This is a genomic window from Fibrobacter sp. UWH4 (genome assembly GCF_900142475.1).
Taxonomy (GTDB): domain Bacteria; phylum Fibrobacterota; class Fibrobacteria; order Fibrobacterales; family Fibrobacteraceae; genus Fibrobacter.
Window position 1 is genome coordinate 32,727 of sequence record NZ_FRAY01000002.1, and the last position, 15,821, is coordinate 48,547.

A 15,821-nucleotide genomic window follows, 5' to 3' on the forward strand; every position below is an offset into this window, starting at 1 on the left:
CGTTACTACATAGTTTTTATATGAAAAGAATTGGTACATTACTGCTTTTAGCGGTTTTTATTGCTATCGCCTGGTCACGCGTCGATCCCGAAGAGGCGCCGCATCACTACAACTACAAGCAGGCTTCGCAGCAGATGCGCCGTATTTATTACGGCGACCTTCAAGAAACCCTTTACTGCGGCTGCCGCTACCAAGACAAAAAACACGTCGATTTTTCTACCTGCGATTTTGCACCGCGCGACAATCCGAAGCGCAAGAGCTTTAAGCGGGCCCAGTCTATCGAATGGGAACACATGGTAACCGCCCACAATATGGGACAGCATCTCCCTTGCTGGCGCGATGGAGGACGCAAGAATTGCAGCGCGAACGACACGACCTTCAAGCTGATGGAAGGCGACCTTCACAACCTCTACCCCGCCATTGGCGAAGTGAACGGCGACCGAAACAATTTTATGTATAGCCAGTGGACCAACAATCCGGAACCCATGTACGGCAAGTGCAAGACGATTGTCGATTTCAAGCTCAAGAAGGCTCAACCCCGTGAAGAAGCCCGCGGAATTATCGCGCGCGCCTACTTTTACATGGAAAAGACATACGGTGTTAATTTGTCCAAGCAAGACCGCAAGCTGTTCGAGGCATGGGACAAGATGTATCCCGTCACCGAAAAGGAATGCGAGCGCGACCGCCGCATTTTCAAGGTGCAGGGGGACCACAATCCGTTCGTGTACGAAAAATGCAAGCAATAATTAATCTTTTTTAATTGGTGCTTAACTTCATCCATAGCCCAAGACCTGCGTATTCGCCTTCATTTTTCATTTTTAATTCTTCATTCTTCGTTTTCCTCATACCCACCCCTCTTTTTTATATATATATTTACATTAGAGGTCTGTATGAATAAAGCCCTGTTTCTTTTTATTGTCTTTTTTGCGATTTCGGCGTTCGCCCAGGTGGAATTTCCCATGGGCTCCAAGATTGTCAATGTCACTAAAGATCCCTATTTTGCAAAGGGTGACGGCAAGAACGATGACACCGAAGCCATTCAGAAAGCTCTGAACGACCATCCCGACGGCGACTACATTATCTACCTTCCGCACGGCATTTACAAGATTACCGACGGTCTTGTCTGGCCCACCACCAAAAAAGAGGAATCGTCCAGCAGAAGGACCATTTTGCAGGGACAGAGCATGGGCGGAACAATTATCCAGCTCGCCGACAGTACCTACGGTTTCGACAATCCCGATTTTCCCAAGGCACTCATTTTTACAGGCGAAGGCCCCTCTCCCAAATACAGAAACGCCATCCGCGACCTCACCCTGCGCACCGGCAAGGCAAACCCCGGTGCCATCGGTATTCAGTTTAACGCGTCTAACCAGGGCACCATCAACAACGTGAAGGTTTATTCCGGTGACTCCACGGGTGTTTACGGCATCGACCTCGGCTTTACCGAGGGAATCGGTCCCCTGCTTTTGAAGAACGTAGAAGTCCGCGGATTCAATGTCGGCGTCTATGCCAAGGGTGAAAACGGGGTCGCAACCCTGGAACACGTGACACTGGGCGGGCAACGCAAATACGGACTTGAAAACGAAAATATGAACCTGTCCGTGCGCTCGTTGCGTTTCAAGGGATACACTCCCGCCGTATTCAACCACGGTGAATACGCCATCATGAGCCTGGTCGACGGCCTGCTCGAATTCGACAACGACAAGAAGAAAGTCAAGCCGACCACCGCTATCGTCAACGAGAGCCACCTGTTCGCAAGATCCATGAAGGTCTCGCGCTACAAGACCATGATCCAGTCCAAGAAAAAGGGCTATAACGAAGAAATGATCCAAGGCGAGATCGTCGAATTCGCTACGCAAGAAACTCACCAGCTCTGCCACAGCCCGAAACAGTCCATGAGACTCGCCGTTGCAGAAACGCCGAACTACCCGGAGCAGAAAGCCGACAACTGGATTACGATCGCAGGCGACTACGGTGGAAAATCGAATACGGGTGCCGACGATTCCAAGGCCATTCAAGAAGCGATTGACGACGGTGCAGAAACGATCTATTTCCCGCCCGGCGGCCGCTGGACCATTAACCGCGATATCTACATCCGTAACCGTGTCCGCCGGATTTTGGGTATCGAAGGACGCATTGACGGCAAGGGCAAGTTCATCATCGAAAGCGGAGCTTTCGGCGAACTCACGATTGAACGTTTCTCGGAATTCGGAAGCGGCATCATCCTGAAATCCAAGCGCAACCTGTTGCTCAAGAATATGATGGTACGCGCCCTTGAAACCGACGAACTCGGTGGAGGCGATGTCTTCCTGGAAGACGTGACCATCGGGACCATCCAGCTAAACTACCAGAAGCTCTGGGGCCGTCAGGTGACCATGATGGGCGACACCAAGGGGCCCAAGATTACGAATAACGGTGGAGACATTTGGATTCTCGGTCTCACCGCCAAGAAGGGCAACACGATTCTCCAGAACTTCAACAAGGCGAACGCCGAACTCATCGGTGTCGAGATTGTCGCAAGCGACAAGGCGAAAGACCGCCCCATGTTCATCAACGACAATTCCGGACTTTCGATTATGGGTCTCCGCGAAACCCTCACCCGCGGAAACGCCTACCAGAAAATCGTCGAAGAATCGAGAAAGGCATCCGCCATCAAGTCGCTCTACAGCACGGACCTGTTAAAGACGCCTAACGGAGGCACGCTCCTTCCGCTATTCGTCGGATATGCCCCCAAGCAAGGCGCCAACGAAAAGCCTATCGCAAAGATTCCACACGAAATGCTTATCGTGCAGCCCGACCTGCTCCGCATCAAGGGTAGCATCGAAGATGACGGACGCGGCGACGGCCTCTGTGAGGACCCCGTGCGCTGGAAAAAGGGCCTGGGCCCCGGCAAGGTCGTTTTCTCGGACAGTATGGCCTACGAAACGGATGTGTCATTTACCGCCAGCGGCCGCTACAACATCATCTTTACCGGCGATGACGGTTACCAGACCGGCTCCGACACCGGCAAGGTCTACGTATTCGACAAGCGCTACACCACGCTCGACAACACCGGCGACGGTCTCCCGAGCGGACGCGGAGCCGCCACCTGGATTTCGGAATTCGACAACTACAGCCCGCACAATTCCGACCCCGAAATCCATATTGCAAACGTTTCGGGAGGCAATGCAGGCAAGCTTTACCTGCGCTTCGATCTTTCCGCACTTCCGGGAGCCCTTTTCGACGCGGCCCTGAAGCTGGAATTCAACCAGGACTCCGTCAAGAAGCCGATTCAGCTCAACATTTTCGGATTGAAGGAAAATTCCAAGGAAATGAACTTCGGCGACCAGAAACTCGGCGTCGACTGGGCGGACTTCGAACTCACATGGGAAAACGCCCCGGCAAACATCCCGCAGGCGGGCGGCCAGTTCAACATCCGTAAAAATTCGGGTGGCGGCGTCGATACCAAGTACGCCGACTTCCTGGGCATCATCACCTTGAATCCGAAGGCTCCGCTGGGCGCATTCCTGCGCACTCCCTCGCTCACGGAATTTTTCAAGCGCAAGCACGCCTCTAACCTGTACACGCTGATTTTGACCGCTGTCGAACAAGGAGAAACCATTCTTCCCTCTGCCGCAGCAGGCAGGGAATTCGCGCCGTCTCTTTATATCGGCTACTTCGACAACACGCGTTCCGTCGGTGGCGAAGCCATGGACGGCGGTTACACGCTTTCGAAAGTGAACATAGACATCTACAGCCTCGAATGCAATTTCGACCTGACCGTGGGTTACCCGCAGTTCGTGCAGATCGAAATCGTGAACGAATTCGGCAAGCGCATGCTGACCGTTGCGGCCCGCGACTTGGCTGGCGAAAAGAAAACCAACTTCAAATTCAAGGCGATGGCATTCCCGACCGGCAAATACGTGCTGCGAGTCATTGGCGAAGCCTTTACCGCCGAACAACCTTTCTACATCTTGAACTAGGAGAACCATGAAAATCAGTCCCATTTTTCCACTCGGTTTCGTCATTTCCAGCCTCGCCCTTTTCGCGGCCTGCGGAGATGATTCCAGTTCTTCGGCCAGCGACGAAAGTAGTTCGTCCGTAGCTTCCTTCAGGTCCAGCAGCTCACTCTCGACCCGTGCGGACATCAACTACAAGGACACCCTGAAACTCGGCGACACCACCCGCGTTTACATAGAGCTCTTTGACGGCGACAGTTCCAAGATGGACGAAAGCGAAATCTACATCGACAGTTTCGCCACAAGTGTTCCTCTGTACTTGGGAGAATTCACCAAGGGCAGCCGCATCAAGGTTTACGCCTACGCATCGGACATCGGCGAAGACCGTATACGCATCAAGAGCGAATTCGGCGACTATATGCCGGCATTGACCGCCGTTCCGAAAAAGGAAGCCGGCAAAGACTCCGTCTACGGCAATTATCTTGCAGCAAGCCTCGGTTCCGACACGAGCGCCATATTCAAGGATTCCAACCAGTTCGTTATTTTTAGCGACAACCACTATTACCTAGAAATCGGCGGAGCTTTCAACAATGAATCCAGCCTGCGCCTCAAGGTAACGGTCGATACCGCCTACTATAAATATACAGGCGATGAAGAAAACATCTCAATGAAAATGAGCGACACGCTACGCGGCATCATTGACATCGACAACAGTCCCGAAGATATTTCCATCGAATTCTCGGCAACCGAAGGCTACAGCATCAACCTGAAGACAACGGGCAGAAGCATTGTTCAATACAAATTAACAAGCAACGATTCCCTACTCAGCGAATTCGCAAGCAACATCGACACAATGCTTGTTACCAAGGACTCCATCCGCTGGAACCTCAAGGTTTCCGCAGAATCATTCTCCAACTTCTTAACCGGCCCCTACGCCTTCTTCGAAGCGACAACCAAGGCGCGCGAACTGGAACAGGGCGAATACTTTTCGAAACCAGATTCCATCCCGTATCCGGGCGAAGCCTACTTACGCTCCCGTCCCAAGGACGACCCCAACAAGGCCATTTACAAGTATAACCTGCGTCAGGAACAGTTCGTGTGGATTGGCGACTATAAGAAGGGCGATTCCGTCCTCGTAAAGCATTGGATTGAAAATTACAGCGACGACGGATTCACAAGCCCGGTCACCTACGAAATTCTGGACAAGAACCAGAAAGTTCAGGGAACCATCAGTAGCACCTATGGCGGAGCCTTCTCCGTCAAGGGAGACATGCCCGACGGCCCCTACTACCTGCACTACCTCCGCCTGAATTCCGATCCGCTCGACCAGGTTTACGACAGCCTGCGTTACGTGTTGCAGCTTTACACCATGGTACAGCAGCCGGGCCTGCTCAAGACACTAGAATTCTACAACGGCGAAACGGACAATACCTACGACAAGACGACACTTTCTGCAGGTGACACCATCCGTTTCAGCAACATTGAATTTATGATGGAACCCGTCAAGGAAACCGGATGGAAAATCATCGGGTCTGACATTTCCTGGTTCGTGCCTTGCGAATCGCTCGCTTTCCTGAACAACAGCAGCAACTACAAGGCGGAAAACTGCGAGGTTGAACAGGATATTTCTTCGGATTACCTGATTGCGCAGGAAGCTGGCATCGGAGAAACGGCTATTCTCATCGCCCAAAGCGTTGCGGACCCCGCCAAGCGAGACACGCTGAAAATTTCGATTATCGCCAAGGCGAATTAAAAAGCGAATTAATCTTCCCAGATCTGGTTCGGAAGTTTACCGATATCGCGGAAGTCTAGAAGTCCCGTCGACGGAGCATTCACGCTTACGAGGCGGGCCAAGGGCTTACCCGCACGCTCGATAACAATTTCCTCGTCCTTGATTGAAACCTGATTCAAGAGCGAGCCGAAATTCTGGCGGACTTCCATGGCAGAAACTACTTTAGACATGCCCTAAAAATAGTATATTCTGCGTATGGAAACCGAAAACAAGTCCTATACCGTCACCCAATACATGAAGGCCCTGAAGCAGAAGGTGGAATCGACCCCTGCCGTTTGGGTGCGTGGCGTGATTACCCAGATTAACGAGAAGGCGCGCGTCGTCTATCTGAGCATTGCGGACTTTGAAGAAGGGAACGTGAACCCGCTTGCGACGGTTCCCCTGTATTGCTATTCGGCAAAATTCGCCGCCATTCGAGCCAAGGTTGAAAATTACCCGCAGCCGTTCACGCTCAAGGAACAGCTCAAGGTGAGTTTCTTGATCAAGGCGGACCTTTATGTGCCTTACGGAAAATTGCAGGCACAGATTCTGGATATTGACCCCGTTTACACGCTCGGGGAACTAGCTCTTACCAAAAGCGCCATCTTAAAGAGGCTCGCGCTCGAAGGCTTGTTAGAAAAGAACAAGGCGTTGACACTTGCCGATGTTCCCATTCGCGTGGGACTTATTACCGGCGAAGGGACGGCCGCCTACAAGGATTTTACCACCAAGCTCGCTGAATCGCCTTTTAATTTCAAGGTGAAAACGGCTTATGCCAAAATGCAGGGCGCAGACACCGAGCCCACGGTACTTGCCGCCCTCGAGGAACTCGCCAAGGATTCAGAACTGGACGTCGTGTGCATTATCCGCGGAGGTGGCAGCAAAACCGACCTAAACTTTTTCGACAGCGAAGCATTGTGCCGCGCCGTTGCGAACTTTCCGCTACCGGTGTTTACCGGAATCGGTCATGAAATTGACCGCAGCCTTTTGGACGAAGTCGCCTACCAGTCCTGCATTACGCCGACCGATACCGCGAAACGCCTGATTGACCGCGTCACCGACAGTTGGAACCGTATGCTTTCGCTTGCGCAAAGCATTGCATTACAGACAAAAGAAACACTTGTCTCCGTCAACCGCGACCTGACCTACAAGGGGAACCGCCTGCAGCAAAAGGTGAACGCCCTTATTCAAAAAGAAGCGATGAAACTTTCGCTGTACAAGGGCAACCTACAAAAAGACTTGCAGTTTATCTTTAGAGGCGAACGCGAACGCATCGCCCGCGACACCGAAGGTCTGCACCAAGGATCCCGCAAAATTCTGGACCTTGAAAAATCTAAATTCAACCTCATCGAACTCCGCGTCAAAAACGCCGACCCCGAGACCACGCTTTCTAAAGGCTACACGCTTACGCTTGACGCCAACGGCAAGTTCATACGCAACAAGAATCAGCTAAAGCCCGGCGACACCCTGACCACAAGGTTCAAAGACGGCTGCGTACAGTCAATCGTGAAATAAAATATGCCCCAAAGTCATTCTGGAGCCTTCGGCGACGGAATCCAGCACCGACATTTAAGCACTAAAAGCGGGAAGCTTATCTATTTTCTGGAAACGCTTGGTGGCGGCATCCAGCGCAAAGTAGCGCACGGCATCGCCTAGCGATAGCATCACGTACTTAGGCGTCAGTACCTGCAAATACTTGTTCAACTGCACCTGGAGCGCTTGCCACGTGTACTCGCCCGGAGCCTTGCATTCCACCAAAAGCCACGGATGCTTCAAGTCTGCGCCATCCTTAAAGTCCTGCACCAGAATGTCCACGCGGTCATCTGTAGAAGACTCCACCGTCGAAAGTGCAAACTCCACCGCAATCAGGTTCTGCGGCACCTTGACTTCATCCATCAGGAATTTAACCGTCGCCTGACGCACGAGTTCTTCGGGCGTAGCGGGCACCTCTTTTTGGCGAATGGGGTCGAATAAGGTTTGATGCTTGAGGTTGTTCACTTTGCAGAAGGAATGTGGAGTGTGAAGTGTGGAGTGTGTGATGAGAGGTGAGATGTGTTTTTTCAGTAAAATAAAAAATTCCTATAGACTTGACAATTTCCCTATTTTCAAACTATATTTGATTATATGAATAAAATCTTTGGACAGAACATCGCAGCAGCAGCCATCGTAGCAATGGCAGCAAGCCCGGCAGCAGCCCGAGCTATTGTGGGGCTGTCCAGAGAAACCAAAATCTGTAAAGCGTAACGCTAAAATCCAGATTAAAAGTTTCAAGGGCAGCCCCGTAAAAGGCTGTCCTTTTTTTGACCGCTCGTTCTCACGAGCTAACGTTTTTACCCCAATTTCAACCATAAACCACAAGGAACAACGAAAATTCTAAAAATTATATTCTATTATTACATTGTAAAATAATGAGAATTTTCGATCCCTATACAGGAGCTTAAAATGCGCAGAAGACTATTGAGCGAAGGTGCCAAGGAACTCTCTTACGAAATCCGTGAGATCGTGAAGAAGGCAAACCAGCTCAAGGCACTCGGCCTCCCCATTCATTGGGAAAATATTGGAGACCCCATTGAAAAGAAATGTCAGATTCCTGACTGGATTAAGGATATTGTAGTTGACCTCGCCAAGACAAACCGCAGCTACGGTTACTGTCCGTCCAAGGGGATGCTCGAAACCCGCGAATTCCTGGTGAAAGAAAACAACAAGCTGGGCGGCGCCCAGATCAATGTCGATGACATTCTGTTCTTCAACGGCCTCGGCGACGCCATCGCCACGATTTACGGTCTTCTTTCGATGACGACCCGCATTATCGGACCGGCACCGGCCTACTCCACTCACAGCTCTGCTGAAGCGGCTCATGCCCACACGGCCCCGATTACTTACCGCTTGCAGCCAGAAAACCACTGGTATCCGGATTTGGAAGAACTCGAAAACAAGGTGAAGTACAACCCGAGTATCGCGGGCATCTTGATTTTGAACCCGGACAATCCGACAGGCATGGTCTACCCGCTCGAGATTCTCCAGAAAATCGTGGATATCGCCAAGCGCTACAACCTGTTCATCATCTGCGACGAAATCTACAACAAGATTACATACAACGGAGCGCACGCTTACGCGCTCGCCGAATACATTGGCGACGTGCCGGGTATCGCCCTCAAGGGCATTTCCAAGGAATACCCGTGGCCGGGCGCTCGTTGCGGCTGGGCTGAATATTACAACCGCGACAAGGACGAACAGTTCGACGCATTCTGCCGCGCTTTGGACAACGCGAAGATGGTGGAAGTCTGCTCAACCACGCTACCGCAGATGACGATTCCCCGCGTGCTTGGCGACAAGCGCTTCAAGGAACACCGCGATGCGTTAAACGAAAAAATCGGCCGCCGTAGCGCCATCATCAACGAAATCCTTTCCGATATTCCGGAGCTGTATTTCAACCCGACTTATGGTGCCTTCTACAACACCATCATCTTCCGCGAAGGGACGCTCAACAGCCACCAGACCTTGAAGATCGACAACCCGATTATCAAGAAGAAGGTGGAAGAATGGTGCAGCAAGACAACGAACCTCGACTACCGCTTCGTGTACTACCTGCTGGGCGCGAAGGGAATCTGCGTGGTGCCGAGCACGAGTTTCTGTACCGACCTCAAGGGCTTCCGCGTGACGCTTCTCGAAGAAGACGAAGAGGAACTGAGGGAAGTGTTCACCACGATTCACGATGCAATCGTGGAATACTTGCACAGCTAGATTAACGGATCAAGCTTCAATTCAATTTTACACTGCCTGTAACAAGGCAGTGTTTTTTTTTAAAAGGGTACATATCCTATCTAAAATTTACAGAAATAGTGTGATTTAATGTCAAAGTTTTCTTATATTCTTGTTACATTGAGGATTTTTGACATGAAAACGCGATTTTCTACACTACTCATTGTTTTATTTTGTTTTTGGGCAACAATTCTCTTCTGCGGTTGCGGTGATAAACATCAGCATCATCCCAAGACTATTTCCGTCTTGACCTATAGCGAATACTTCGCCCAAGAAATGATTACGGACTTCCAGATGAAAACGGGCTACCAGTTGCAACTAGACCTCTACGAAGCCCAGGAAGAAATGATAAACAGACTTCGCACCAAAGGGACCAATAAATACGATCTCATTATCGCATCTGACGTCGTCATCCAGGAAATGGTGCGGTTAGGGCTCATCGCCCCCATCGACACGAACAAGGTTCCCAACAGAATCAACATCGCCGACCAATTCAAGAAGCCCGCCTACGACCCCACCAACACCTATACGCTTCCCTACTTATGGGGAACCACGGGTATCCTTTACCGCGACACCACCATCAGCGTAGACAGCGTAACCTACGACATGTTGTTTGATTCCAAGCAGACCAAGGGTAACTTCAGCCTGCTCGAAGAGGAAAGGTCCATGCTTTCGATGGCGCTGCTAGCAAAAGGGTTTAGCGCAAACAGCACGAAAATGGACGAAATCAACCAGGCTGTCGAACATATCCTTCATGCAAAGAAGGACCCCCATTTTATTGGATTCGACCCCTCCGAAATTTCCAAGGACAAGGTTCTTGCCAAGATTGACTGGGCAGCCATCGTCTTCAACGGCGAAGCCATGGACGCCATTAACGAAGACTCCACGTTGCAGTACGCCATTCCGAAGGAAGGAAGCTTTATGTGGGTAGATGCCATGACCCTCAGCAGTAAAGCAGATAATCCTGAAGGGGCTTACGCCTTCATGAATTACATTCTTGATGCCCAAGTCGGAGCCTACCTCGCCAGGTCGGTCAACTTCGCAAGTCCCAACAAGGCGAGCAGCAAGTACCTCAACGAGCAGTTCAAGAAAAACCGCGTCATTAACCCGACCAAGGAAGAAATCGACCGTATGGTATTCCTGCGCGACCTGGGCGACGCCTCCAAGCTCTTCGATGCAGCTTGGACAACCGTCAAGACGCACTAAATAACGAAGCCAGAGTATTTTCTAAATTTGCGGTCGCAATAAAGGGACCGCTATGAATTTTAGAGATTTTGGCAAATACAACCAATTCAAGGAACAGTTCGCCGGCATGTCTCCCGAAATGAAGGAGCAGATGATGCGCATGGCGAAAGAACAGATGAAGGCGCGATTAAACGCCTTTGCGCAAAAGTGGCTTTCGCAGCCTGTACTGATTATAGTCGCCCTATTCCTCGGAGCCCTAGTCGGAGCGCTGACAGCCTTCTTCGGTCAGGTGCTGCTAGCTGTTTCTGCCTTGCGCGACGCGCATCCTATCTACTGGATTCCTGGACTTGCGCTCATCGGCATCGCCATCGTTCTTGGATACAAGAAGTTCGGCAAGGGCACCGAGCGCGGCATGGACATGGTCTTCGGAGTCGCTCACGGAAAAGAAAGCGAAATTCCCCTGCGCATGATTCCGATGGTTGCCGTAAGCACCTGGCTTACGCATTTGTTCGGCGGTAGCGCCGGCCGCGAAGGAGTCGCGATGCAGATTGGTGCGACGCTCGGGCACAACATCAGCAAGAAAATCCATGTCGAAAAAGCGGGTAAGGTCCTGCTGGTTGCAGGAATGGCGGCCGGCTTCGCGGGACTTTTCCAGACACCCCTTGCGGCGATTGCGCTCGCCCTTGAAGTATTGTTAGTCGGTTACCTGGAACTTTCCGCGCTGTTGCCAGCTGCGGTCGCCGCTTTCACGGCCTACAAGGTTTCCGAAATGCTCGGACTCGAAAAATTTTCCGTTGATTTGCACACGCTTTTCCCTGATTATAATGTTGCGAATTTGCTCTGGAACGAAAACGGATTCGACATCCATTTTGTGTTGAAGCTTGCACTGCTCGGCGTACTGTTCGGAATCGTAGGAGGCGGGTTTGCCAAGTTGCTTTCACTCGCGAAAAAATTTGCGGCGAACAAGTTGCCGAACCCGGTCAAGCGCATCGCCTTCGTCGGCATTGGAATCAGCCTCTTACTGTTGGTATTTTGGCAGGGCCGCTACGCAGGGCTCGGAACTAACCTGATTGACCTTTGCTTTGCTGGCTCGCAGGCCGCAGATGTAAATGCCGCGGGAAACGCCGCAACAGTTTTCGCCTACGACTGGATTCTGAAATTTGCACTTACGATTGCAACAATCGCCGTCGGATTCAAGGGCGGCGAAGTCACGCCGTTATTCGCCATTGGAGCCACATTCGGTGCGTGGGTCGCCACGATGGTCGGTGTTCCTCTGCCGCTTGCAGCAGCCCTCGGATACGCAGCCGTCTTTGGCGGAGCAACCAATACGCTGTTTGCCCCCATCTTTATCGGTGCAGAAATTTTCGGTTTCGACACCTTGCCCGCATTTTTCATCGTATGCGTAGTCGCCTTTGCCTGCAACGGCGGCCAAAGCATCTACGCGCAGAAAAAACTAAGACTTAAATAAAGCATGAATGCGGTCTATATCGAAATCACGGACGTTTGCAACTTGAATTGCAGCTTTTGCCCTTGCGGCAAGGCGAATTCATCGGCAGTATCCCTTTCGACAAAAAGACCCCGCGAATTCATGAACACGGAGCTTTTCAAACGTTGCATCACAGAGGCGGCGACCGTTGCCGAAAACGTCTACTTTCATGTGCTTGGCGAACCCACGCTGCACCCGGGATTCGGGCATTTCCTGAAAAAACTGGAAGCGACTCCGCTCAAGCTGAACCTGACAACTAACGGAACCACGATTGCGCGGGTTTCGCAACGACTTTTGGAATGCCCCGCCGTGCGGCAGGTGAACTTTTCAACGCACGCCTACACCGAGCTACCACAGGAAACGGCACTTGCGCACCTTCAAGACGTCCTTGACTTTTGCAAAATGGCAAATGCGGTGCGTCCCGACCTGTACATCAACTTAAGGCTCTGGAACGTAGGCGATGATTCCAGCGATGCCTGGAACCGCACCATGCTCGCCAAGGTAGGCGAGGCTTTCGGTTCCAATATCGAACTAGGTCATTTCTGCAGCCGCCACAAAAGTTTCAATGTCACCGGACGAATCTACCTGCATCAGGACAGCCGATTTGAATGGCCCGCCGCGTCATCCTCGACCGAACGATTACCCGTCACGTCATCCCCGACTGAACGAAGTGATGGAGGGGATCCGTCAATTACAAGCACAAATTATAGTGTATGGATTCCGTCGGGGCAAAGCCCCTCCAGAATGACTGCTGCGGGAACATGCCGCGCGCTTGACACCCATGTAGCAATCCTGCACGACGGCCGCGTTGTCGCCTGTTGCCTAGACCATAGCGGACAAATAACTCTTGGAAAAATCACCGACCAAAGTCTTGCGGAAATTCTTGACTCGCCCATGGCAACAAACCTCCGCGAAGGTTTCGAAAAACACGAATTGCGCCACCCGTTTTGCCAGAGTTGCTCCTTCTGCAAGCGTTTCGGAAAATAATAGAAAGCCAAGTTCTTTATCAAGCGGCATCTTTCCTTTTTGATTTAAATAGACTTTGCTATATTTCTTTTCAAAGAGGAGTTTATACAAATGAGAAAAATGTTCTTTACCATTATCGCCGGAGCCCTTTTGCTTGCGGCCTGCGATGACAGTTCCACCTCGGCAAATTCAACAGATTCGCCACAATCTTCCGGTACAAACACATCTATTTCTTCGGATTCAAAGACGCCGACTTCCAATTCGGGCGCTGCAAAATCTACGGGAAAATGTTCCAATGCCTCGGATGATCTAGTGGATTCTCGCGACGGTCAAATTTACAAGACCGTAAAAATTGGCGACCAAATTTGGATGGCCGAAAACATGAATTATGCAAGTCCTAATAGCTGGACAAACGACAGCCTCGACAAGGACGGATCCATCTTCGGCAGATTCTACTATAGGGGAACCTCCTTGGAAGCATGCCCAGAAGGATGGCATCTGCCCACTAAAGAAGAAATGAGAACGCTCATTGAAACTGCCGGGGGAATCGAAAATGCGGGCAAGCAATTAAAAGCGACCTCGACATGGAACAAAAACGAAGACGGCAAAGACGGTAACGGAGACGACAGTTTCTGCTTCGGCGCAAAAGCCGCAGGAGAATCGCAAGAGGAGACAAAAGGAGCCTATGATGTTGGTGAATACACCACTTTCTGGACTAAAGACGTCTACACTGAACCGCCTCAAGTAGACTTTTATACGGGCATGCAAAAAGTCACCTTCGATGAATACTACTACTTGAAGATTAGGAACGATTCCGCATGGATTGAAAGAAGTTCGTCCCATGATGGCAGAAATATACGATGCCTAAAAGGCGACCCGGAACCCGAGCCGCCACTCCCAGAAAACATATCCGCACCACTCCCCGATTCAGTACAGAAAGAACTTGATAAGGCCATACGAATAGAGCGCCTCAACAATCAAATTGCAAAATTGACGAACTTATCGGAATGTGAAACCATCGAGTCCATCACCGAAGATGAAATCGCATATTGCAGGACAAGATTCTGCTTACTTCATCCTGAATTGTTTGAATGTGAAGAGTATTAAAATTACCGTCCAAGATTTCACTGGCGTTTACGCAGAGCAGCCCTTTATGCAGGGGCTGCGAAAAGCTGCCTCAACTGACGGCGAAATCCGCTGGTTTGACTGTACCCGAATTGACGGTACCGATTGCTACTGCGACGACGAAGCGCAGGCAATTCTCCGCAAGCAAATTGAATTCAGCAAAACACCGGCCCTTCGACAGGCTCAGGGACCTAGTTCAATAAGTACGCCGGGCATTCATTTTTTTGACAACGGCAATTACCATTACATGAGCAAGCTCTGGACGGATTCAATCCGCGAGCCGTTTGACCTTGTGGTGTTTGACCATCACCCCGATATGCAACCGCCCCGCTTCGAAGGAATATTAAGTTGCGGAGGCTGGATAAAAGAAGTTCTCGACAACAATAAATTCGTGCAGAATGTCACCGTTATCGGAGTCGCCGACCACCTGATTGAGGAAATCCACGAAGACCTTTCGCAAGCAAACGCCGCCGACATTTTGGATCGCGTCACTTTTATCCGCGAAAGTGAACTAACCGCTGTCACCCTGGAGGGGCGTAGCCCCGATAGGGTCCATCTCACATCACACACCACACCCGTCTACATTTCTATCGACAAGGACGCCCTCAACACGCAAGAGGCCGCCACGAACTGGGACCAAGGTTCACTCACCTTTGAACAACTCGCCGAAACACTCCAAGCGCTCGCCCAGAACCGAAAAATTCTAGGAATCGACATCTGCGGGGAACGCGCCCGCGACATGGGTTTCGAGGATACCGCCGCGGCAGACGCGCTGAACAACACGCTAAACGAAAAACTGTATAATCAGCTTCAAAGCATCCATTACATCATATAAACATAAACTTGACAATAGGGACAACGCATATTTTATTTCTACGGGATCTCCCTTGTTAGTGTAGTGCCATAAAAAATCTATCTAAATGTTATGTCACCATATATAAAAATACTATCTGTTTTCATTGAGCTTTGATTAGCCAAATATAACTTAAAGCCATAACTTTTTCCCCAAGAAGAATCGGTGCCGACAATAACGGACTTTTGCTCTGTACTTTGATAATTGCATGCAAAAATACCCTGACATAAGCTATCATAAATTCTATGGGTACTACAATAAGGACACGCAATTGAAATTTCGGTAGTCCCATTTTCCGGCATTTTTATTTCTACGGAATCGCCTTTGAATGTGTAGGAATGGAGTATTTCGGAAAGGTCGATGTCATACGATTTTTCAACATTGTTCTTGTCAAAAAGCGAAAAACGGACATGCTCGTCAGAATCCAAAATGTTGTACAAGGTACTATTTTTATGGATTTTTTCTGTTGTATTTTTTGACACAAATTTATATTCGTAATCTGCGTAACATAAATGAGAAGAATCAGAATGGTATACTGACCCAAAAAACAAAGACGAATATATTAAATCTATTCGAAGTTGTAACATTTGAGGATGAATTTTCAATGTTCCTTTACATTCCCACGCAGGAGGAGGGTCTACACCTACCGTAGAAAACAATTCGGAAAACCCGCAGGAACAAAGGCTTATGAATAAACTCAAAATTAAAATAAAACGTTGCATAAAAAAATCCTTT

The 15,821-nt window shown here is 50.2% G+C and carries 13 protein-coding genes; 10 read left to right on the forward strand and 3 right to left on the reverse strand.

Translation table 11 applies throughout. The features are described from left to right. Positions 1 to 20: 20 nt before the first annotated feature. The 3 genes from BUA93_RS02935 (at position 21) to BUA93_RS02945 (ending at position 5,691) form a co-directional block, all read left to right on the forward strand. Positions 21 to 746 carry an endonuclease gene (locus BUA93_RS02935; protein ID WP_072977319.1) on the forward strand — a complete coding sequence of 242 codons (726 nt, stop codon included), beginning with the start codon at positions 21 to 23 and terminating at the stop codon, positions 744 to 746. A gap of 144 nt (positions 747 to 890) precedes the next feature. Then, positions 891 to 3,962 carry a glycosyl hydrolase family 28-related protein gene (locus tag BUA93_RS02940; protein ID WP_072977321.1) on the forward strand — a complete coding sequence of 1,024 codons (3,072 nt, stop codon included), beginning with the start codon at positions 891 to 893 and terminating at the stop codon, positions 3,960 to 3,962. A 7-nt stretch (positions 3,963 to 3,969) separates the two neighbouring features. Next, the gene (locus BUA93_RS02945) at positions 3,970 to 5,691 is read left to right on the forward strand and encodes a hypothetical protein (RefSeq protein WP_072977323.1); all 1,722 of its coding nucleotides are present in this window, start codon (positions 3,970 to 3,972) and stop codon (positions 5,689 to 5,691) included. Between the two features lie 8 nt (positions 5,692 to 5,699). On the opposite strand, the gene BUA93_RS02950 is transcribed toward BUA93_RS02945, so the two are convergent. Then, positions 5,700 to 5,900, reverse strand: coding sequence for a type II toxin-antitoxin system Phd/YefM family antitoxin (locus tag BUA93_RS02950; RefSeq protein WP_072977325.1), 201 nt, complete (start codon positions 5,898 to 5,900; stop codon positions 5,700 to 5,702). Positions 5,901 to 5,925: 25 nt separating this feature from the next. On the opposite strand from BUA93_RS02950, the gene xseA reads away from it, so the two are divergent. Further along, positions 5,926 to 7,224 carry an exodeoxyribonuclease VII large subunit gene (gene xseA / locus BUA93_RS02955; protein WP_072977327.1) on the forward strand — a complete coding sequence of 433 codons (1,299 nt, stop codon included), beginning with the start codon at positions 5,926 to 5,928 and terminating at the stop codon, positions 7,222 to 7,224. A 54-nt stretch (positions 7,225 to 7,278) separates the two neighbouring features. Here xseA and BUA93_RS02960 read toward each other — a convergent pair whose 3' ends face one another. Continuing rightward, positions 7,279 to 7,707 (reverse strand): type I restriction enzyme HsdR N-terminal domain-containing protein, encoded by a 429-nt coding sequence (locus BUA93_RS02960; RefSeq protein WP_072977329.1) that lies wholly within the window; start codon positions 7,705 to 7,707, stop codon positions 7,279 to 7,281. A gap of 444 nt (positions 7,708 to 8,151) precedes the next feature. Between BUA93_RS02960 and BUA93_RS02965 the strand changes: the two genes are divergently transcribed. The 6 genes from BUA93_RS02965 to BUA93_RS02990 all read left to right on the forward strand — a co-directional run bounded on the left by BUA93_RS02965 (position 8,152) and on the right by BUA93_RS02990 (position 15,068). Further along, positions 8,152 to 9,453, forward strand: coding sequence for a pyridoxal phosphate-dependent aminotransferase (locus BUA93_RS02965; RefSeq protein ID WP_072977330.1), 1,302 nt, complete (start codon positions 8,152 to 8,154; stop codon positions 9,451 to 9,453). Between the two features lie 153 nt (positions 9,454 to 9,606). After that, on the forward strand, positions 9,607 to 10,677 hold the full coding sequence (locus BUA93_RS02970) for a polyamine ABC transporter substrate-binding protein (protein WP_083597151.1): 1,071 nt from the start codon (positions 9,607 to 9,609) through the stop codon (positions 10,675 to 10,677). Positions 10,678 to 10,729: 52 nt separating this feature from the next. Then, complete coding sequence (locus BUA93_RS02975; RefSeq protein WP_083597101.1) at positions 10,730 to 12,124, forward strand: chloride channel protein; 1,395 nt, start codon at positions 10,730 to 10,732, stop codon at positions 12,122 to 12,124. A gap of 3 nt (positions 12,125 to 12,127) precedes the next feature. Then, entirely contained in the window at positions 12,128 to 13,129 is a 1,002-nt protein-coding gene (locus BUA93_RS02980) for a radical SAM/SPASM domain-containing protein (protein ID WP_072977334.1), read from the forward strand. 90 nt (positions 13,130 to 13,219) lie between these two features. After that, positions 13,220 to 14,215 (forward strand): FISUMP domain-containing protein, encoded by a 996-nt coding sequence (locus BUA93_RS02985; RefSeq protein WP_083597102.1) that lies wholly within the window; start codon positions 13,220 to 13,222, stop codon positions 14,213 to 14,215. After that, positions 14,202 to 15,068: an arginase family protein gene (locus BUA93_RS02990; protein WP_254793823.1), complete on the forward strand. Its 867-nt coding sequence runs from the start codon at positions 14,202 to 14,204 to the stop codon at positions 15,066 to 15,068. The genes BUA93_RS02985 and BUA93_RS02990 overlap by 14 nt, the downstream gene beginning before the upstream one ends. Positions 15,069 to 15,145: 77 nt before the next feature. Here the strand turns inward: BUA93_RS02990 and BUA93_RS15835 are convergent, their stop codons facing one another. Further along, positions 15,146 to 15,808: a hypothetical protein gene (locus tag BUA93_RS15835; protein WP_139257721.1), complete on the reverse strand. Its 663-nt coding sequence runs from the start codon at positions 15,806 to 15,808 to the stop codon at positions 15,146 to 15,148. Positions 15,809 to 15,821: the final 13 nt, after the last annotated feature.